This is a genomic window from Massilia sp. (genome assembly GCF_032106685.1).
GTDB lineage: Bacteria > Pseudomonadota > Gammaproteobacteria > Burkholderiales > Burkholderiaceae_D > Telluria.
Genome location: NZ_DAMCPG010000042.1, coordinates 1 through 19879, shown reverse-complemented (window position 1 = coordinate 19879; position 19879 = coordinate 1). Strand labels below are relative to the sequence as shown.

Annotated in this window: 17 protein-coding genes and 2 pseudogenes; 8 read left to right on the top strand and 11 right to left on the bottom strand. The window is 68.5% G+C overall.

The features are described 5' to 3' along the window. Positions 1–17: 17 nt before the first annotated feature. From puuE to RT688_RS19305, 3 genes are read left to right on the top strand one after another with little or no spacing between them, the layout of a single operon-like run. Entirely contained in the window at positions 18–962 is a 945-nt protein-coding gene (gene puuE / locus RT688_RS19315) for an allantoinase PuuE (protein WP_313706473.1), read from the top strand. Between the two features lies 1 nt (position 963). Continuing rightward, entirely contained in the window at positions 964–2739 is a 1776-nt protein-coding gene (uraD, locus tag RT688_RS19310; protein ID WP_313706472.1) for a 2-oxo-4-hydroxy-4-carboxy-5-ureidoimidazoline decarboxylase, read from the top strand. Then, positions 2736–3971: an ArgE/DapE family deacylase gene (locus RT688_RS19305; protein ID WP_313706471.1), complete on the top strand. Its 1236-nt coding sequence runs from the start codon at positions 2736–2738 to the stop codon at positions 3969–3971. The genes uraD and RT688_RS19305 overlap by 4 nt, the downstream gene beginning before the upstream one ends. 234 nt (positions 3972–4205) lie before the next feature. Here RT688_RS19305 and pyk read toward each other — a convergent pair whose 3' ends face one another. From pyk to gcl, 5 genes and pseudogenes are all read right to left on the bottom strand, one after another. Beyond that, positions 4206–5630, bottom strand: a complete 1425-nt coding sequence (gene pyk, locus RT688_RS19300; protein ID WP_313706470.1) for a pyruvate kinase — start codon at positions 5628–5630, stop codon at positions 4206–4208. Between the two features lie 86 nt (positions 5631–5716). Beyond that, complete coding sequence (locus RT688_RS19295; protein ID WP_313706469.1) at positions 5717–6979, bottom strand: glycerate kinase; 1263 nt, start codon at positions 6977–6979, stop codon at positions 5717–5719. Then, a pseudogene (locus RT688_RS19290) lies at positions 6979–7887 on the bottom strand (2-hydroxy-3-oxopropionate reductase); the annotation flags it as partial. The pseudogene RT688_RS19290 and the gene RT688_RS19295, both read right to left, overlap by 1 nt. Positions 7888–7911: 24 nt before the next feature. Continuing rightward, positions 7912–8688, bottom strand: a complete 777-nt coding sequence (gene hyi, locus RT688_RS19285) for a hydroxypyruvate isomerase (protein WP_313706468.1) — start codon at positions 8686–8688, stop codon at positions 7912–7914. 12 nt (positions 8689–8700) lie between these two features. Then, the gene (gcl, locus tag RT688_RS19280) at positions 8701–10473 is read right to left on the bottom strand and encodes a glyoxylate carboligase (RefSeq protein WP_313706467.1); all 1773 of its coding nucleotides are present in this window, start codon (positions 10471–10473) and stop codon (positions 8701–8703) included. Between the two features lie 121 nt (positions 10474–10594). Between gcl and RT688_RS19275 the strand changes: the two genes are divergently transcribed. Together RT688_RS19275 and RT688_RS19270 are read left to right on the top strand one after the other, a co-directional pair. Further along, positions 10595–11545 (top strand): LysR family transcriptional regulator, encoded by a 951-nt coding sequence (locus tag RT688_RS19275; RefSeq protein WP_313706466.1) that lies wholly within the window; start codon positions 10595–10597, stop codon positions 11543–11545. Between the two features lie 174 nt (positions 11546–11719). Continuing rightward, positions 11720–12700, top strand: coding sequence for an LLM class flavin-dependent oxidoreductase (locus RT688_RS19270; protein WP_313706465.1), 981 nt, complete (start codon positions 11720–11722; stop codon positions 12698–12700). On the opposite strand, the gene RT688_RS19265 is transcribed toward RT688_RS19270, so the two are convergent. The 3 genes from RT688_RS19265 to RT688_RS19255 form a co-directional block, all read right to left on the bottom strand. Beyond that, positions 12690–12890, bottom strand: a complete 201-nt coding sequence (locus tag RT688_RS19265) for a hypothetical protein (protein ID WP_313706498.1) — start codon at positions 12888–12890, stop codon at positions 12690–12692. The genes RT688_RS19270 and RT688_RS19265 overlap by 11 nt on opposite strands. After that, a complete protein-coding gene (locus tag RT688_RS19260) occupies positions 12887–14488 on the bottom strand; it encodes an NAD(P)/FAD-dependent oxidoreductase (protein ID WP_313706464.1) in 1602 nt (533 codons plus the stop codon). Before RT688_RS19260 ends, RT688_RS19265 begins: the two co-directional genes overlap by 4 nt. Positions 14489–14597: 109 nt before the next feature. Continuing rightward, positions 14598–14912 (bottom strand): hypothetical protein, encoded by a 315-nt coding sequence (locus RT688_RS19255; protein WP_313706463.1) that lies wholly within the window; start codon positions 14910–14912, stop codon positions 14598–14600. Between the two features lie 252 nt (positions 14913–15164). Between RT688_RS19255 and RT688_RS19250 the strand changes: the two genes are divergently transcribed. From RT688_RS19250 to RT688_RS19240, 3 genes are all read left to right on the top strand, one after another. Further along, positions 15165–15737: a gamma carbonic anhydrase family protein gene (locus RT688_RS19250; RefSeq protein ID WP_313706461.1), complete on the top strand. Its 573-nt coding sequence runs from the start codon at positions 15165–15167 to the stop codon at positions 15735–15737. Between the two features lie 176 nt (positions 15738–15913). After that, on the top strand, positions 15914–16288 hold the full coding sequence (locus RT688_RS19245) for a group III truncated hemoglobin (RefSeq protein ID WP_313706460.1): 375 nt from the start codon (positions 15914–15916) through the stop codon (positions 16286–16288). A 9-nt stretch (positions 16289–16297) separates the two neighbouring features. Further along, positions 16298–16573 (top strand): DUF1971 domain-containing protein, encoded by a 276-nt coding sequence (locus tag RT688_RS19240; protein WP_313706459.1) that lies wholly within the window; start codon positions 16298–16300, stop codon positions 16571–16573. Positions 16574–16660: 87 nt separating this feature from the next. Here RT688_RS19240 and RT688_RS19235 read toward each other — a convergent pair whose 3' ends face one another. The 3 genes and pseudogenes from RT688_RS19235 to RT688_RS19225 form a co-directional block, all read right to left on the bottom strand. Then, complete coding sequence (locus tag RT688_RS19235; protein WP_313706458.1) at positions 16661–18859, bottom strand: OsmC domain/YcaO domain-containing protein; 2199 nt, start codon at positions 18857–18859, stop codon at positions 16661–16663. Positions 18860–18972: 113 nt separating this feature from the next. Next, positions 18973–19626: a flavin reductase family protein gene (locus RT688_RS19230; protein ID WP_313706457.1), complete on the bottom strand. Its 654-nt coding sequence runs from the start codon at positions 19624–19626 to the stop codon at positions 18973–18975. A gap of 110 nt (positions 19627–19736) precedes the next feature. Next, positions 19737–19879, bottom strand: a pseudogene (locus tag RT688_RS19225) (3-oxoadipate CoA-transferase); the annotation flags it as partial.

Genomic DNA, 19879 nt, shown 5'->3' with positions numbered 1-19879 from the left:
TTGACTTTGAGCCGACCATGACCCCAACCTATCCCCGCGACCTGCAGGGCTACGGCGAGCGAGCGCCGCACGCCGACTGGCCCGGCCGCGCCCGCGTCGCCGTGCAGTTTGTCCTGAATTTCGAGGAAGGCGGCGAGAACAGCGTGCTGCACGGCGACGCCGGCAGCGAGCAGTTCCTGTCCGAGATGTTTAACCCCGCCGCCTTCCCGGCGCGCCACCTGAGCATGGAAAGCATCTACGAATACGGCTCGCGGGTCGGGGTCTGGCGCATCCTGCGCGAGTTCGAGCGGCGCGGCCTGCCGCTGACCGTGTTCGGCGTCGGCATGGCGCTCGAGCGCTGCCCGGACGTGACCGCCGCCTTCCGCGAACTGGGACACGAGATCGCCTGCCACGGCTGGAGGTGGATCAGCTACCAGAACGTGGACGAGGCGACCGAGCGCGAGCACATGGCGCGCGGCATGGAAGCCATCGAACGCCTGACCGGCGAGCGCGCGCTCGGCTGGTACACCGGACGCGACAGCCCGCACACGCGGCGCCTGGTGGCCGACTACGGCGGCTTCGAGTACGACAGCGACTACTACGGCGACGACCTGCCCTTCTGGCTGCGCGTGCGCCGCAGCGACGGCGGCGAGGCGCCGCAGCTGGTCGTGCCCTATACCCTCGACTGCAACGACATGCGCTTCGCCCTGCCCCAGGGGTATTCGCACGGCGACCCGTTCTTCTCTTACCTGCGCGACGCCTTCGACGTGCACTATGCCGAAGGCGAAGAACGCCCGTCCATGATGAGCATCGGCATGCACTGCCGCCTGCTCGGACGCCCGGGCCGCTTCCTCGCGCTGCAGCGCTTCCTCGACTACATCGGCCAGCACGACCGGGTCTGGGTCGCGCGCCGCATCGACATCGCGCGCCACTGGAAGCGCACCCATCCCTTCGACCCGGCTACGGCCTTCATGTGGGAGTAACATGCTGACTCTTGAACGTCTCAACGCCGCCGACGAGGCGCAATTCACCGCCCTGCTCGACGGCGTCTACGAACACTCGCCCTGGATCGCGGCGCGCGCCTGGCAAAGCCGCCCGTTTGCCACCCTGGCCCAGCTCAAGCACGCCCTGATCGAGGCGGTGCGCGGGGCGCCCGGCGAAGCGAAGCTCGGCCTGATCCGCGCCCACCCCGAACTGGCCGGCAAGGCCATGGTGTCGAAGTCGCTCACCGCCGAATCGACCAACGAGCAGAACAAGGCCGGCCTGACCGACTGCACGCCGGAGGAATTCGACACCATCCAGCGCCTGAACGCCGACTACAACGCGCGCTTCGGCTTCCCCTTCATCCTGGCCGTGCGCGGCCCGCGCGGCGCCGGCCTGCCCAAGCGCGAGATCATCGCCACCTTCGCCCGGCGCCTGGCCAACCAGCCCGCCTTCGAGCTGGACGAGGCCCTGCGCAACATCCACCGCATCGCCGAAATCCGCCTGAACGACAAGTTCGGCCATGACCCGGTGCTGGGCAACCTGGTCTGGGACTGGGCCGAGGCGTTGGCGGCGCACAGCGATCCCGGCTATGCCGAACGCGGCGAACTGTGCGTGACTTATCTCACCGACGCCCATTGCGCCTGCGCGGCCCAGCTGGCGCGCTGGATGCGCGAGGACTGCGGTTTCGACGAGGTAAACATCGACGCCGTCGGCAACGTGGTCGGGGTCTACCATGGCACCGATCGGGATGCGAAGCGCCTGCTGACCGGCTCGCACTACGACACCGTGCGCAACGGCGGCAAGTACGACGGCCGCCTCGGCGTCCTGGTGCCGATGGCCTGCGTGCGCGAACTGCATCGCCAGGGACGCCGCCTGCCCTACGGGATCGAGGTGGTCGCCTTCGCCGAGGAGGAAGGCCAGCGCTACAAGGCCGTGTTCCTCGGCTCCGGCGCCCTCACCGGGCAATTCAACCCGAACTGGCTCGACCAGCAGGACGCCGACGGCGTCGCCATGCGCGCCGCCCTCGAGAAGGCCGGCCTGCGCGCCGAAGACATCGCGGCGTTGAGGCGCGACCCGGCGCGCTACCTCGGCTTCGTCGAAGTCCACATCGAGCAGGGCCCCGTGCTGAATGCCGCCGACCTGCCGCTGGGCGTGGTCACCTCGATCAACGGCAGCGTGCGTTATTTTGGCGAGATCGTCGGCACCGCCTGCCATGCGGGCACCACGCCGATGACGATGCGGCGCGATGCCGCCGCCGCCGCCGCCGAACTGGTGCTCTACGTCGAGGAACGCGGCGCGGCCGTCCCCGACCTGGTGGCCACCGTCGGCATGCTGGACGTGCCGAACGGCTCGATTAACGTGGTGCCGGGGCGCTGCCGCTTCAGCCTCGACGTGCGCGCCACCACCAACGAAGTGCGCGACGCCTGCGCGCGCGACATCCAGGAACGCCTGCGCGCGATCTGCGCGCGGCGCGGCCTCGACTACACGCTGGAAGAATCGATGCGCGCCGCCGCCGCCCCCTGCGACCAGGCCTTGCGCGCACGCTGGGAGCATGCGGTCGGCAGCCTCGGCCTGCCGGTGTTCCACATGCCCAGCGGCGCCGGCCACGACGCCATGATGCTGCACCAGATCATGCCCCAGGCCATGCTGTTCCAGCGCGGCCTGAACGCCGGCATCAGCCACAACCCGCTGGAAGCGGTCACCAACGACGACACCGAACTGTGCGTGCTTGCCTTCCAATCCCTCCTCCACCAACTTGCCACGGACCCGACATGACCACGACTAGCCCTTACGAGAACCTCGACGCCTGGATCGACGCCCATTTCGACGAGGAGGTGCGCTTCCTGCAGGAGCTGGTGCGCGTCCCGACCGACACCCCGCCGGGCAACAACGCCCCGCACGCCGAGCGCACCACCGAACTGCTGCGCGCATTCGGCTTCGAGGCCGAGCAGCATGCGGTGCCGGCGCCGGTGGTGCAGGAGGCCGGGCTGCAGACCATCACCAACCTGGTGGTGCGCCGCAAGTACAGCGACGCGGGCCGCACCGTCGCCCTGAATGCGCACGGCGACGTGGTGCCGCCGGGCGAAGGCTGGACCCATCCGCCCTACGGCGCCGAGATCGCGGGCGGCAAGCTGTATGGCCGCGCCGCCGCGGTCAGCAAGTGCGACTTCGCCACCTTCACCTTCGCCACCCGCGCGCTGGAAGCCCTCGGCGCACCGCTCAAGGGCGGCGTCGAACTCTACTTCACCTACGACGAGGAATTCGGCGGCGAACTCGGTCCGGGCTGGCTGCTCGAGCAAGGCATCGTCAAGCCCGACCTCCTGATCGCCGCCGGCTTCAGCTACCAGGTGGTCACCGCCCACAACGGCTGCCTGCAGATGGAGGTCACGGTGAACGGCAAGATGGGCCATGCGGCGGTGCCGGAAACCGGCGTCGACGCGCTGCAGGCCGCGACCCGCATCCTGGTCGCGCTCTACGAGCAGAACCGGATCTACAAGGGCACCCGCAGCCAGGTCAAGGGCATCAACCACCCCTACCTGAACGTCGGCCTGATCGAAGGCGGCACGAATACCAACGTGGTGCCGGGCAAGGTCGTGCTCAAACTCGACCGCCGCATGATCCCCGAGGAGAATCCGGCCGAGGTCGAGGCGGCGCTGCGCCGGCTGATCGGGGACGCCGTGGCCGACTTCCCGGGCATCACGATCGAGATCCGGCGCCTGCTGCTGGCCAATGCGCTGCAGCCGCTGGCGGGGAACCGGCCGATGGTCGAGGCCTTGTCGCGCCACGCCAGCGCCGTGTTCGACGAACCGGTCGAGGCGGCCGGCACCCCGCTCTACACCGATGCCCGCCTGTTCGGCGAGCGCGGGATTCCGGCGGTGCTGTACGGCTGCGGCCCGCGCACGGTCGGCGAAAGCAATGCCAAGCGCGCCGACGAGCACATCGACCTCGAGGACCTGCGCCGCGCCACCAAGGTGGTGGCGCGTGCGCTGTTCGATTTGCTCGATTGAGTAGGCTGGGCACTCCGTGCCCACGCGTTACGTGCGTGTCCCTTCTGTGTTTGCTGAAACTGATCGCCCGCCAACTTCAACCCCGCCAGGCCTGCGTCCATCGCCTACTGTGCGGGCGACATATCGCCGCAGCTGACTACCGGCTGCGTGCGTAACGCGTGGGCACGGGATGCCCACCCTACGATGACGCACAACGGGCGCTGCGAGGCGCCCGTTGGCTTTGGTGCGGCCCTTTTACTTCACATCGCCCACCCGCGCCACGTGCAGCAGGTTGGTGCTGCCGGTCAGCCCGGTAGGGAAGCCCGCCACCACCACCACGTCGTCGTTCGGCTTGGCCAGGCCGTGTTCCCGCGCCGCGTGCACGCCGTCGGCCACCATCTGCCGCAGGTCCGCCGCTTCCTCGAAGCGCAGCGGGTGCACGCCCCAGGCCAGGGCCAGCCGGCGCGCGATGCCCAGGTCGGGGGTCAGCGCCAGGATCGGCGCGGCCGGCCGCTCGCGGCTGGCGCGCAGGCAGCTGGCGCCGCTGGCGGTATAGGCCACGATGGCGGCCGGCGCGATCATGCTGGCGACGCGGCGCAACGCGCAGCAGATCGCGTCCGCGGTCGTCGCCTCGGCCGGCGTGTGACTGGCGTCCAGGCCGATGCGCCAGCGCGGATCGCGCTCGACTTCGCGGATCACGTCGTCCATCACCGTCACCGCTTCCACCGGATACTGGCCGGAGGCGGATTCCGCCGACAGCATCACCGCGTCCGCGCCCTCGTAGATGGCGCTGGCCACGTCCGAGACCTCGGCGCGCGTCGGCACCGGCGCGGCCACCATCGATTCGAGCATCTGCGTCGCCACCACCACCGGGCGCCCGGCAGCGCGCGCCGCATGCACGATGCGGTGCTGCAGGACCGGCACCTGCTGCGGCGGCAGTTCGACGCCGAGGTCGCCGCGCGCCACCATGATGCCGTCGGACAGGGCGACGATCTCCTCCAACGCGTCGATCGCGGCCGGCTTTTCCAGCTTGGCCATGATCCAGGCGCGCTTGCCGACCAGGGCGCGCGCTTCGCGCACGTCCTCGGGCCGCTGCACGAAGGACAGCGCGACCCAGTCGACGCCCAGCTCCAGCCCGAAGGCCAGGTCGGCGCGGTCCTTGGCGGTCAGGGGCGAAATCGGCAGCACCACGCCGGGCACGTTGACGCCCTTGCGGTCGGACAGCCAGCCGCCGACCTGCACGGTGGTCTCGGCGTAGTCGGGCCCGCAGGCGTCGACGCGCAGGCGCAGCTTGCCGTCGTCGAGCAGCAGTTCGGCGCCAGGATGCAGGGCGGCGAAGATCTCGGGGTGCGGCAACCTGGCGCGGGTGCTGTCGCCGTCAAGGGAGTCGAGGTCGAGCCGGAAGCGCGCGCCCGTTTCCAGCAGCGCCTTGCCGCCGGCGAGGGCGCCGACCCGCAGCTTCGGACCCTGCAAATCCATCAGCACGCCGATCGGACGCTTGATCTCGCGCTCCACCGCGCGGATGGCTTCGTAGCGCGCGGCATGGTCGGCATGGCTGCCGTGGCTGAAGTTCAGGCGGAACACGTCGGCGCCGGCCAGGGCCAGTGCACGGATGCGATCGATGCTGGAACTGGCGGGACCGAGGGTGGCGAGGATGCGGGAACGGCGTTGGCGTAGCATGGGAACTCCTGTGGTCTGAAAAAAGACAGGCGCGAACCTGGGTCCGCGCCTGCAAGACAGAAAATGCAGAAAGGCGAAGACAGGCTTCAGGTGACTAGGATAGCCCGGAAGTCGTTCACGTTGGTCAAAGTCGGCCCCGTCACCAGGGCGTCGCCCAGCCGTCCGAAGAATGTGTGGGCGTCGTTGTCGTCGAGACTGTCGCGCGGCGGCATTCCGGCCGCCCAGGCGCGCGCCAGGGTATCGGGCGACAGGTACGCGCCGGCCACCTCTTCCGCGCCGTCGACGCCGTCGGTGTCGGCCGCCACCGCATGGATGCCGGGCGCGCCGTTCAGCGCAATGCCCAGCGCCAGCAGGAACTCGACGTTGCGTCCGCCACGCCCGCCGCCGCGCAGCGTGACCGTGGTCTCGCCGCCCGACAGCAGCACGCAGGGGGCGCCGGCCGGCTGGCCGTGGCGGCGCGCCTGCAGGGCGATGCCGGCCATGACCTTGGCCACCTCGCGCGCCTCGCCCTCGATGCTGTCGCCCAGGATCACGGGTGTGACGCCCGCCGCGCGCGCCACCTGCGCCGCCGCTTCGAGCGCCATCTGGGGCGAAGCGATCAGGTGAGTCGTGACCCGCGCCAGGCGCGGATCGTCCGGCTTGACGCTTTCGCCGAGACCGCTCTCGAGCAGGGCCAGCGCGCCTGGGGGCAGCGCGATCCCGTAGCGGCGCACGATCGCCAGCGCGTCCGCGCAGGTGCTGGGGTCGCCCACCGTCGGCCCGGAGGCGATGTCGACCGGATCGTCGCCCGGCACGTCCGAGATCAGCAGGTTCACGACGCGCGCCGGATGGCAGGCCGCCGCCAGGCGCCCGCCCTTGATGCGCGAGAGGTGCCGGCGCACGCAGTTCATCTCGGTGATGCTGGCGCCGCAGGCCAGCAGCGCACGGTTGATGGCCTGCTTGTCCTCCAGCGCGATGCCGGCGCCCGGCAAGGGCAGCAGCGCCGAGCCGCCGCCGGAGACCAGGCAGATCACCAGGTCGTCCGGGCCCAGGCCCTGCACCGTCTCCAGCATCTGGCGCGCCGCCTGCAGCCCGGCGGCGTCCGGCACCGGGTGCGCGGCCTCGACGATACGGATGCGTTCGCAGGGCACGGCATAGCCGTAGCGCGTGACCACCAGGCCGCTCAGCGGCCCCGGCCAGGCGCGCTCGAGCGCCTGCGCCATCGCCGCCGAGGCCTTGCCGAAGCCGATGACGACGGTGCGCCCTGTCGGCGCTTCGGGCAAGTAGAGGGGGATGCGGCGCGCCGGCTGGGCCGCGTCGACCGCGGCCTCGAACATGCGCGCCAGCAGTTCGCGGTGGCCGGCGTCCATCAGGCTTCCTGGCCGATGGAGAAGTTGGCCATGATTTCCAGCGCCCGCACCATGGCCGAGTGATCCCAGCTGCCGCCCTCGTGGGCCGCGCAGGTGTTGAACAGCTCCTGGGCGGTGGCGGTGTTCGGCAGCGCCACGCCGAGCTGGCGCGCGGTGGTCAAGGCCAGGTTCAGGTCCTTGCGGTGCAGGTCGATGCGGAAACCCGGCGCGAAGTTGCGCTTGACCATGCGCTCGCCGTGCACCTCGAGGATGCGCGAGGAGGCGAAGCCGCCCATCAGCGCTTCGCGCACCCGGGCCGGGTCGGCGCCGGCCTTGGCCGCCAGCAGCAGGGCCTCGCCGACCGCCTCGATGGTCAGCGCCACGATGATCTGGTTGGCGACCTTCGTGATCTGGCCGTCGCCGTTGCCGCCGACCAGGGTGATGTTCTTGCCCATCAGCTGGAACAGCGGACGCACCCGGTCGAAGGCCGCCTCGCTGCCGCCGACCATGATGGTGAGGCTGGCCGCCTTGGCGCCGACCTCGCCGCCCGACACCGGCGCGTCCAGGTACTCGCAGCCGAACTCGCGGATGCGCTTGGCGAAATCCTTGGTCGCCACCGGCGAGATCGAGCTCATGTCGACCACCACCTTGCCCTCGGTGAGCCCGGCGGCCACGCCGAATTCGCCGAACAGCACCTCTTCCACTTGCGGCGTGTCCGGCACCATGACGATGATCACGTCCGCCTGCCGTGCGACCTCGGCGCTGTTGGCACAGGCGACCGCGCCGGCCTCGATGAGGGAGGCCGGCGTCTCGCCATGCGTGTAGGTGAACAGGCGATGTCCGTGGTTGGCGAGATGTCCCGCCATCGGCGCGCCCATGATGCCCAGCCCAATGAATCCGATCGTTGCCATGTCGTTCTCCTTGATGTCTCGTTCTGTCTTGTTTGTCGTCGTTCAGGCCAGGGCCGCGATCCAGCCCAGTCCCGCACGGGTGTCCGCGGCCGGCTTGTATTCGCAGCCGATCCAGCCGTCGTAGCCGAGGCGGTCGATGTGCCGCAGCAGCCAGGGGTAGTTGATCTCGCCCGTGCCCGGCTCGTTGCGCCCGGGGTTGTCGGCCAGCTGGATGTGGGCGATACGCGCCAGGTGGCGCTCGATGGTGTTGGCGAGTTCGCCTTCCATGCGCTGGGCGTGGTAGATGTCGTATTGCAGGAACAGGTTGTCGGACCCGACCTCGTCGAGGATGGCAATCGCCTGTTCGGTGCGGTTCAGGTGGAAGCCCGGGATGTCGCGCGTGTTGACCGGCTCGATCAGGAGGCGAATGCCGGCACCCTTCAGCTTGTCCGCCGCGAAGCGCAGGTTCTCGACGAAAGTGCGGTGCACGGCGTCCACGTCGGCGCCCGCCGGCTGGACCCCGGCCAGGCAGTTCACCTGCTTGCAGCCGAGCAGGCGGGCGTAGTCGATGGCGCGGCCGACGCCGTCCTGGAACTCGCCGACCCGGTCCGGGTGGCAGGCGATGCCGCGCTCGCCCTTCTCCCAGTCGCCGGCCGGCAGGTTGTGCAGCACCTGGACCAGCTGCAGGCGGTCGAGCCGTTCGGCCAGGGCCGCGGCGTCGTAGCCATAGGGGAACAGGTACTCGACGCCCTTGAAGCCGGCGTTCGCGGCGGCTTCGAAGCGGTCGAGGAAGGCCAGCTCGTTGAACAGCATCGTCAGGTTGGCGGCAAATCTTGGCATGGTCTTTCTCCTTCAGACGTTGGCAATCGCCGTGGGCGCATCCTCGCGCTGCACGGCCAGTGCTTCGAACTCGTTGACGGCATCGATCTCGGTGCCCATCGCGATGTTGGTGACGCGTTCGAGGATGATCTCGACCACGACCGGCACCCGGTGCTCGCGCATCCAGGCGCGCGCCTGGTCGAAGGCCGGCCCGATGTCCTCGGCGCGGCGCACCCGCAGCGCCTTGCAGCCCAGGCCCTCGGCCACGGCCACGTGGTCGACGCCATAGCTTTCCAGCTCGGGCGCGTTGATGTTCTCGAAGGCCAGCTGCACGCAGTAGTCCATGTCGAAGCCGCGCTGGGCCTGGCGGATCAGGCCGAGGTAGGCGTTGTTCACCACCACGTGCAGGTAGGGCAGCTTGAACTGCGCGCCGACGGCCAGCTCCTCGATCATGAACTGGAAATCGTAGTCGCCCGAGATGGCGACCACCTCGCGTTCTGGATCGGCGGCGCACACGCCCAGCGCAGCCGGAATGGTCCAGCCCAGCGGGCCGGCCTGGCCGCAGTTGATCCAGTTGCGCTCCTTGTACACGTGCAGGAACTGGGCGGCGGCGATCTGCGACAGGCCGATGGTGCTGACGTAGCAGGTGTCCGGCCCGAAGGCGCGGTTCATCTCCTCGTACACGCGCTGGGGCTTGAGCGGCGCGCCGTCGAAGTGGGTCTTGCGCAGCATGGTGCGCTTGCGCGACTGGCACTCGGCGACCCAGGCGCCGCGGTCGGGCAGGCCGTGGATCAGCTTCAGGCCGCGCGCCACCTCGATCAGCAGGTCGAGCGCGGCGCCGGCGTCGGACACGATGCCGTAGTCGGGATCGAAGACGCGCCCGATCTGGGTCGGCTCGATGTCGATGTGGACGAACTTGCGTCCCTTGGTATAGACCTCGACCGAGCCGGTGTGGCGGTTGGCCCAGCGGTTGCCGATCCCGATCACGAAGTCCGACGCGAGCATGGTGGCGTTGCCGTAGCGGTGCGAGGTCTGCAGGCCGACCATGCCGGCCATCAGCGGATGGTCGTCGGGGATTGCGCCCCAGCCCATCAGGGTCGGGACCACGGGCACGCCGACCAGTTCGGCGAACTCCTGCAGGCGCGCCGCCGCATCGGAATTGATCACGCCGCCGCCGCAGACGATCAGCGGGCGCTCGGCGGCGTTCAGCATGGCCAGCGCCTTTTCGGCCTGGGCGCGGGTGGCGGACGGTTTGTAGACCGGCAGCGAGGCATAGGTCTCGATGTCGAATTCGATCTCGGCCATCTGCACGTCGAACGGCAGGTCGATCAGCACCGGGCCGGGCCGACCCGAGCGCATGATGTGGAAGGCCTGCTGGAACACGCGCGGCACCAGGGCCGGCTCGCGCACCGTGACCGCCCACTTGGTGACCGGCTTGGCGATCGATTCGATGTCGACCGCCTGGAAGTCCTCCTTGTAGAGGCGGGCGCGCGGCGCCTGGCCGGTGATGCACAGGATAGGTATCGAATCGGCCCAGGCGGAATACAGGCCGGTGATCATGTCGGTGCCGGCCGGGCCCGAGGTGCCGATGCACACGCCGATGTTGCCGGCCCGCGCGCGGGTATAGCCCTCGGCCATGTGGGACGCGCCCTCGACGTGGCGCGCCAGCACGTGCTCGAAGCCGCCGTTCTTCTTCATCGCCGAATACAGCGGGTTGATCGCGGCGCCCGGCACCCCGAACACCCTGCCTATGCCTTCCTTGCGCAGCACGGCTGCTGCCGCATCGATTGCCCTCATACGGGCCATAGTCGCCTCCCTTGCCTTGGATTGATCGGATCGTCCAGGTCAGGATAGCGCCGGGTCCAGAAATGTTGAATTGCTGCTACTATTGGCTCTGTCGATACTAGAAGTATGGAGTGAGCCAGGCATGGACCGCTATACCGAGATCCGTAGTTTCGTGCTGGTCACCGAGAAGGGCAGCTTCGCGGCGGCCGCGCTGGCCGAAGGCGTCACGCCGGTGGTGATGGGCCGGCGCCTCGATGCGCTCGAAGGCCGGTTAGGGGTGCGCCTGATGCACCGCTCCACGCGCGGCCTGTCGCTCACGGCCCTGGGCGAACAGTTCCTCGAGCCCTGCCGCCAGCTGCTGCGCGACTTCGAGATCACCGAGAACAGCATCAGCGCGGGACGCAGCACCGTGCGCGGCCACCTGGTGGTCTCGGCGCCGGCCGCCTTCGGCCGCTCGCACGTGGCGCCGCACGCCCCGCCCTTCCGTGCCATCCACCCGGAACTGAAGATGTCGTTCAACTTTACCGACAGCGTGGTCGACCTGGTGCGCGAAGGCTACGACATGGCGATTCGCATCGGCGAGGTGCAGGACCCGAACTACGTCGCGGTGCCGCTCTTCCCCAACCGCCGCGTGGTCTGCGGCACGCCCGCCTATTTCGAACGCCACGGCGTGCCGGCCGCGCCCGAGGACCTGGTGCGCCACAACTGCCTGGCCTTCAACCTGCAGGGCGGCCAGCAGCGCGGCTGGACCTTCACCCGCGACGGCAGGCTGTTCGCGGTGCGGGTCGACGGCGACCTGGCCTGCAACGACGGCGAACTGCTGTTCGACTGGGTGAAACAGGGCCTGGGCATCGGCTGGCGCTCGACCTGGGAGATCCAGGCCGAACTCAAGCGCGGCGAGCTGGTCACCGTGCTCGACGAATTCGCCGTCAACGACTATCCGATCCAGGCCGTGTATCCCCAGCAGCGCTACCTGCCGGCGAAGATCCGCCATTTCATCGATTATCTGAAAGACATCTACAACGCCCCGGGATACTGGGAAAAGCTGGGCGGCACGACAGCGGACGACCGGAAGGCCGGGCCGGGGAAGTAATCTGCGGACTTCCCCGTGCTCTGCGGGAATCGGCGCAATCGACTATCATCCGCAGATCGCCAGCGCTGCTGCCGGGCCTGTCCCGGGGCAAGCGCCGCCCCTGTATCGACTCTTGTCCTTCCGTGCGGCGCGGCCGCTTCGCCAGCGCGCATACCCCACCTCAAGGACACAGCAATGACCCCACTTTCCATTCTCGAACTCGGCCGCGTGCGCCAGGGCTCGGACCGCCGCGCCGCCCTCGACGAGGCCAGGACCGTGGCGCAGCACGTCGAACGGCTGGGCTACCGCCGCATCTGGGTGGCCGAACACCACAACATGCCGGCCGTCACCACGGCCGCCACCTCGCTCGTGATCGCCCACATCGCGGCCGGCACCAGCACCATCCGCGTCGGCGCCGGCGGCGTCATGCTGCCGAACCATGCGCCCTACGTGATCGCCGAGCAGTTCGGCACCCTGGAAACCCTGTTCCCCGGCCGTATCGACCTTGGCCTGGGCCGCGCGCCCGGCACCGACCAGACCACCCTGCGCGCCCTGCGCCGCAGCCCGGCCAGCGCCGAGAACTTCCCCCAGGACGTGCTCGAGCTGCAGGCCTTCCTCGCGCCCGGCGGCGAGGTCGGCGGCATCGAGGCGGTGCCTGGCTCGGGCACCGCGGTGCCGCTCTGGATCCTCGGTTCGAGCATGTTCGGCGCCCAGCTGGCGGCCCACCTGGGCCTGCCCTACGGCTTCGCCTCGCACTTCGCGCCGCAGATGCTGCACCAGGCGCTGGACTACTACCGCTCCCACTTCAAGCCCTCGGCGCAGCTGGACAAGCCGTATGCGCTGGTCGGCGTGAACGTCATCGCCGCCGATACCGACGAGGAAGCGCGCTACCTGGCGACCTCGCAGCAGATGGCGTTCGCCGACCTGTTCCGCGGCGTGCCCGGGCTGATGCAGCCGCCGGTCGACGATATCGAGGCCTACTGGACGCCCGCCGAAAAATTCCAGGCCGGGCGGATGCTGGGCTGCAGCGTGATCGGCAGCCGCGAGACGGTGCGCGCGGGCCTGGACCGGCTGGTCGCGGAGACCGGCGCCGACGAATTGATGGTTGTCTGCGACGTGTTCGATCCGGCCAAGCGCCTGAAGTCGCTGGAAATCGTGGCCGATCTCATGGCTTGAAGGGCTTGCCCCCGGCTTCGTACACGATCTTGCAGCCGACCACGGTTTGCGGCACCTGGATGGTGGCGATGTCCTCTTCCGGAACGGTGAAGAAGTTAGGGTCGAGGACGATCAGGTCGGCCGCCGGTGGGTCCGCCCGCGCGGCCACCGCCGCCAGCAGCAACAGCGCGCACAGCAGCGCCCTGCTCATGCGCGCCGCCGCGCCACGTCGCGCAGCACCTCGCGCGCCGCGTTGTGGCCCGGCGCCCCGGTCACCCCGCCGCCCGGATGGGTGCCCGCGCCGCAGGTGTACAGGCCCGCGACAGGGCCGCGGTAGTCGGCGTGGCCGAGCATCGGCCGCGCCGCGAACAGCTGGTCCAGTCCCAGGGCGCCGTGGAAGATGTCGCCGCCCACCAGGCCGAAGGTACGTTCCAGGTCCAGCGGGCTCATGATCTGCCGGCCCAGCACCGAGCGCTTGAAGTTAGGCGCCCAGCGGTCGACGGTGTCGATCATCAGGTCGGCGACGCGCTCGCGGTGCGCGTCCCAGCTCGATCCGTCGGGCAGTTCGGGCGCCACGTGCTGGCAGAACAGGCTGGCCACGTGCTGGCCAGGCGGCGCCAGGGTCGGGTCGAGCGTGGAAGGAATCAGCATCTCGACGATCGGCTCGCGCGACCAGCCGTGCAGGCGCGCGTCCATCCAGGCGCGTTCCATGTACTGCAGGCTGGGCGCGATGACGATGCCGCTGCCGTGGTGCTCCTGGGCCTCGCTGCCGGGCAGGCAAGTGAAGCTGGGCAGTTCCGACAGCGCGACGTTCATGCGGAAGGTACCGGAACCGCAGCGCCAGCCCTGCATGCGGCGCAGGAAGTCGTCCGGCAGCACGCCCGGGTCGACCAGCTTCGTGTACAGCAGGCGCGGGTTCAGGTTCGAGACCACCACGCGCGCGTCGAAGCGCTCGCCTTTGCTCGTGACCACGCCGCTGGCGCGGCCATGCTCCAGCAGCACCTCGCGCACGCCGTCGCCGAGCCGGATCTCGACGCCGAGGGCCTGGGCCGCCTTCGCCATCGACTGGGTGATCGCGCCCATGCCGCCGATGGCGTGCCCCCAGGCCCCCTTCTTGCCGTTGACCTCGCCGAAGACGTGGTGCAGCAGCACGTAGGCCGACCCGGGCGTGTAGGGACTGGCGTAGTTGCCGACCACGCTGTCGAAGCCGAACGCCGCCTTGATCGGCGCGCTCTCAAACCAGCCGTCCAGGTAGTCGCCGGCCGACTTGGTGAACAGGTCGAGCAGTTCGCGCTGGCTGGCAAGCGACAGGCTGCGCATCCGATTGCCCAGCTTGCCGGCCTTGAGCAGCTCGGGCAGCGCGGCCAGCCAGCCGCCTTCCACGCGGTTCGGCGGCGTCTGCAGCACCAGCTCGCGCAGCAGGCCGGCGGCGGCGTCGAGGTGGCTGGCGTAGGCGTCGAGCCTGGCGGCGTCGCGCTGCGAGAATTTCGCCACCTCGGCAGCCGTCCGGCCGGCGCCGACCTTCAGGTAGCGCTGGTCGTCCAGGGGCAGGAAGTTCGACAGGGGCCGCTCGACGATGCGCAGGCCGCGGCCGGCCAGGTCCATGTCGCGGATCACCCTGGGATTGAGCAGGGAGACCGTGTAGGAGGCGACCGAATTACGAAAGCCCGGGTGGAACTCCTCGGTGACGGCGGCGCCGCCGACCACCTGGCGCTGCTCGACGACGGTGACCTTCAGGCCGGCGCGGGCCAGGTAGAAGGCACACACCAGGCCGTTGTGGCCCGCTCCGATGATGATCGCGTCGCGCATCCGCTTCCTCCCTGGGGAACTCGTGCATTATGCGCTGGATGGCGGGCGGTGCGCACCTCCCATGTCAAAGAGGTAGGCGCGCAGTGGGCGATTCGCCGCCCAGGCCGGCTTAGTCGGCCGCGACGCGCCGGCTGTTTTCTTCCCGCGCCGGGCCGCGCTCCTGCTTGCGTCGTTCGCTGACCATGTCCCTGGTCACCTCGCGCTCGTAGCAGATCGGCGCATAACCGCCCTTCCGGCTCCATGCGCTGCGGCCCCCGCAGGCGCTGCCGTTGCGCGTGACGTTGTAGGGACAGGGGCAGCGGCCCGGATACGAGGCGATCGATTCCTCGATGATGCGTTGCTTGATCTGTCGCTCGCTGGCCTGGCCCCCTTCCCTGGCGGTTGCTGGAGGGAGCGCGATGGCGCATAGCAGAAGGACGAGCATGCGTCCTGCATGGGTTCTTGTAGACATATCGTTCCGAAGCAAGAAAGGTCCGTGGACGGCTGGAAAGCGCTAGCCAGGCCTGAATATACTGAAATTTCCCATGCGAAAATCCTCGCATTCTCACCGACAGCGTCAGCCGGCTTACGCGTCGACGTGTTGGCCGGCCGAACTTATTCGCGTTCCGGCGGCCTAAACTGACAGGACTGGAAAGCGCCCGCGCGCGCTCCCCGGCACATCCACCAGGAGCTGACGATGTCGATCACCGGCTATCTCGACTTCCACCCCGAGATCGGGGTACGGGCTTTCGTGCACGAATCGGCGCAAGTCATCGGCGAGGTGCGCATCGGCGAGGACAGTTCGATCTGGTGCAATGCCGTCCTGCGCGGCGACGTCAACCACATCCACGTCGGGCGCTGCACCAACATCCAGGATTTCACCATCTGCCACGTTTCGCACCGCAGCGAACACAACCCGGTCGGCACGCCGCTGGTCATCGGCGACTATGTCACCATCGGCCATGCGGTGATCATCCATGGCGCCACCATCGGCAACGACTGCCTGGTCGGCATGGGCGCGATCCTGATGGACGACGTCGTCATCCAGGACCATGTCCTGGTCGGCGCCGGCAGCCTGGTCGCGCCGGGCAAGGTATTGGAAAGCGGGTATCTCTACCTGGGGCGGCCGGCGCGGCGGGTGCGGGCGCTGACCGGGGAAGAGCTGGGCCGGGTGCGTTACCTCGCCGAGCATTACGTGCGGCTCAAGGACAATTACCTGGCGGCAGCAGCGGCGCCGGTGGTGGCGGGCGTGGAGGCCCACGAGGATTGAGCGCCTGCCCTTGCGGCCGGTGCCTTCCAGCCACTACCTCATCCACGGTCCGACGCCGCCCACGTCTCCCCTGCCGCGCCGGAATCTGCCACAATGCGCCTATGTCCGGCCGTGCGCCTGCTCGCGCAGGCCACGTTCCCGGCCCAGTCCGTATTCCACCCGAGGCAGGCACCACCATGTACCAGGAACTGAACCGCGCGTCGATCACCCTGCTGGTCAACGATTTCTACACCGACATCCGGCGCGACAGCCTGCTGCAGCCGATCTTCGACGGCGCCATCGGCGAGGACTGGGAACCGCATCTCGCCCGCATGGTCGACTTCTGGTGTTCGGTCATGCTGTCCAGCGCCGAATTCAAGGGCAACGTGTTCGGCAAGCACATGCAGCTGCAGGGCGTCGAGATGGAACATTTCCGGCACTGGCTGGGCCTGCTCGAGGCCCACGCGCGGCGCCTGTTCGCGCCGGAAGTCGCCGAACGTTTCCTGGCCGCCGCGCGGCGCATCGCCACCAGTTTGCAATATGGTTATTTCGGCCGCGCCGAGGTGGCCTGAAGGAGCGCCATGAAAAGCCTGCCTGACCATGTCGTCCATTACAAGACGACGCCGGAGTTCAACCAGGATAGCGTGCCGGCGGGACTGCTGCGCGATCACGCGACGGCGGCCGGCGTCTGGGGCCGCATCGTCGTACGCGAGGGCGGCCTGCGCTATGTGATCGACGGGCCGGCGTCCGAGAAACACCTGCTCGGGCCGGGCACACCCGGCATCGTCGAGCCGCAGGTCCTGCACCACGTCGTGGCCGAGGGGCCGGTGCGCTTCTGCGTCGAGTTTTACCGCTAGAGCGCTTGGTACGCTTCCCGGCCGGCGGCTCGGCGCGCAGGCCTCCAGGCCGGGACGACTGGCGCCGCCCCGGCCACAAGGCGTCGCTTAGCGCGCCGCCGCCTTTGCCCGCGCGGCATGCAGCTTCTTGTAGCTGTCCATCAGGCGGTGGTGCCTGTCGAGGCCCTCGAGCTGCATGCTGGTCGGGGTCAGGCCGAAGAAGCGCACGCTGCCGTCCACCGAACCCAGCGCCGCGTCCATGCGCTTGTCCCCGTACATGCGGCGGAAATTGACGACGTAATCGTCGAGTTCCAGCTCCTCGTCGAGCACCACTTCCAGCACCACGTTCAGCGCCTGGTAGAACAGGCGGCGTTCGACGGTGTTGTCGTTGTACTGCAGGAAGGCGCCGACCAGCTCGTGCGCCTCCTCGAAACGCTTCAGGGCGAGGTTGATCAGCAGGCGCAGCTCGAGCACGGTAAGCTGGCCCCAGTCGGTGTTCTCGTCGAACTCGATGCCGATCAGGCTGGCGATGTCGGAGTACTCGTCCAGCTCGTTGTTCTCCAGCCGATCGAGCAGGTCGGCCAGGGCGTCGTCATCCAGACGGTGCAGGTTCAGGATGTCTTCGCGGAACAGCAGCGCCTTGTTGGTGTTGTCCCACACCAGGTCCTCGACCGGGTAGATTTCCGAGTAGCCGGGCACGATGATGCGGCAGGCGGTCGCGCCGAGCTGGTCGATCACCGCCGTGTAGACTTCCTTGCCCATCTCTTCCAGGATGCCGAACAGGGTCGCGGCTTCCTGGACATTCGAATCCTCGCCCTGTCCCGAGAAATCCCACTCGACGAAATCGTAGTCGGCCTTGGCGCTGAAGAAGCGCCACGACACCACGCCGCTCGAATCGATGAAGTGCTCGACGAAGTTGTACGGTTCCGTCACGGCTTCGCTGGCGAAGGTCGGCTGCGGCAGGTCGTTCAGGCCCTCGAAGCTGCGGCCCTGCAGCAGTTCGGTCAGGCTGCGCTCCAGCGCCACCTCGAAGCTCGGGTGGGCGCCGAAGGAGGCGAACACGCCGCCGGTCTTCGGGTTCATCAGGGTCACGCACATCACCGGGTACTGGCCGCCCAGCGAGGCGTCCTTGACCAGCACCGGGAAGCCCTGCTCTTCCAGCCCCTTGATGCCGGCGACGATGCCCGGGTATTTGTCCAGCACGTGCTGCGGCACGTCGGGCAGGGCCAGCTCGCCTTCCAGGATCTCGCGCTTGACGGCGCGCTCGAAGATCTCGGACAGGCACTGCACCTGGGCTTCGGCCAGGGTGTTACCGGCGCTCATTCCGTTGCTGGCGTAGAGGTTTTCGATCAGGTTGGACGGGAAGTACACGGTCGCGCCGTCCGAATGGCGCACGTAGGGGAACGACACGATGCCGCGCTCGACGTTGCCGGAGTTGGTGTCGACCAGGTGCGAGCCGCGCAGCTCGCCGTCGGGGTCGTACACGGCGAGGCAGTATTCGTCGAGGATCTCGCCTGGCAGCGCGTCGTCGGGGCCGGGCTGGAACCAGCGCTCGTCCGGATAATGCACGAAGTCCGCGTTGGCGATCTCTTCGCCCCAGTAGGAGCCGGCATAGAAGTGGTTGTTGCTCAGGCGCTCGATGTACTCGCCCAGGGCCGAGGCCAGCGCGCTCTCCTTGGTCGCGCCCTTGCCGTTGGTGAAGCACATCGGCGAGTGCGCGTCGCGGATGTGCAGCGACCACACGTTGGGCACGATGTTGCGCCAGGACGCGATCTCGATCTTGATGCCCCAGGAGGCCAGCTTGCCCGCCATGTTGGCGATGGTTTCCTCGAGCGGCAGGTCCTTGCCGGGGATGTAGGTGCGCGATCCCCCGTCCGGCTGCAGGGTCAGCAGGGCCTGGGCGTCGGCGTCCAGGCTCTCGACCTCTTCGATGACGAATTCCGGCCCCTGCTGCACCACTTTCTTGACGGTGCAGCGGTCGATCGAGCGCAGGATGCCCTGGCGGTCCTTGTCGGAGATGTCGCCCGGCAGCTCGACCTGGATCTTGAAGATCTGGGCGTAGCGGTTTTCCGGGTCGACGATGTTGTTCTGCGAGAGGCGGATGTTCTCGGTCGGGATGTTGCGGGTGTCGCAGTACAGCTTCACGAAATAGGCCGCGCACAGCGCCGACGAGGCCAGGAAGTAGTCGAAGGGACCGGGAGCCGAGCCGTCGCCCTTGTAGCGGATTGGCTGGTCGGCGATGACGGTGAAGTCGTCGAACTTGGCTTCCAGGCGCAGCTTGTCGAGGAAGTTGACTTTGATTTCCATGGGAATTCCAGATTTGTCGCAAAAAGATGGCGCATTATCCGTTGTTTCCGCCGCCGGCGAAAGGCTGGAATAAAAAAATCCCTGTAAAAACAGGGATCTATGCCATTCCAGCGTCAGCGGTCGAGAGGGTAGCCGGGACGGTGCATGCGGAACAGCTGTTCGGGCGTGATCTCGAAATAGTCGGCGGGGCCGCCGCCGCGCAGGATCGGCCGGGCGCCGGCGGTATCGTAGATGCCTTCCTTCAGCAGGTGCCGGGCGATGTGCACGCCCACCACCTCCCCCAGCACCAGCCAGTTGCCGGTGGCCGCGCCACGGGTGGTCTGGAGCGAAATCACCTGGGTGACGCGGCATTCGAAGGCCACCGGCGATTCGGCGACGCGCGGCGTCCCGACGATGCGCGCGGGCGCCGGGGTCAGGCCGGCAAGCGCGAATTCGTCGACCTCGGGCGGCGCCGGTGCGCAGCTCACGTTCATGGCCTCGGCAAGTTGGCGGGTCGCCAGGTTCCACACGAACTCGCCGGTCGCCTCGACATTCCTGAGCGTGTCCTTGCGCCCCTGGCTGGAGAAGCCGATGATCGGGGGGACATAGTTGAAGGCGTTGAAGAAGCTGTAGGGAGCCAGGTTCAGGATGCCATCCGCGCTGCGGCTCGAAATCCAGCCGATCGGGCGGGGGCCGACGATGGCATTGAAGGGGTCGTGCGGAAGACCGTGGCCCTGCGCCGGCTCATAGAAGTGGTAGTCGTTCACGTGAAACCTTGGCAAAGGCATGAGGGAGGCGCGGCCCGCGCGCAAAAGCCTCGGGCCGCCGTGACGGCAGCCCGATGACAGGCGCACCATTGTGCCAAAAATTCGACGTGCGCGCAGTGCCGCGCCCGTGCTCACCTCAGCAAAGGCGCATCCGTCACAGCCTGCAGATCTTCGAACGCGAGGCCCGGCGCCATTTCCAGAACGCGCAAGCCCTCGGGCGTGACGTCGATCACCGCCAGGTCGGTATAGATGCGGTTCACGCAGGCCACGCCGG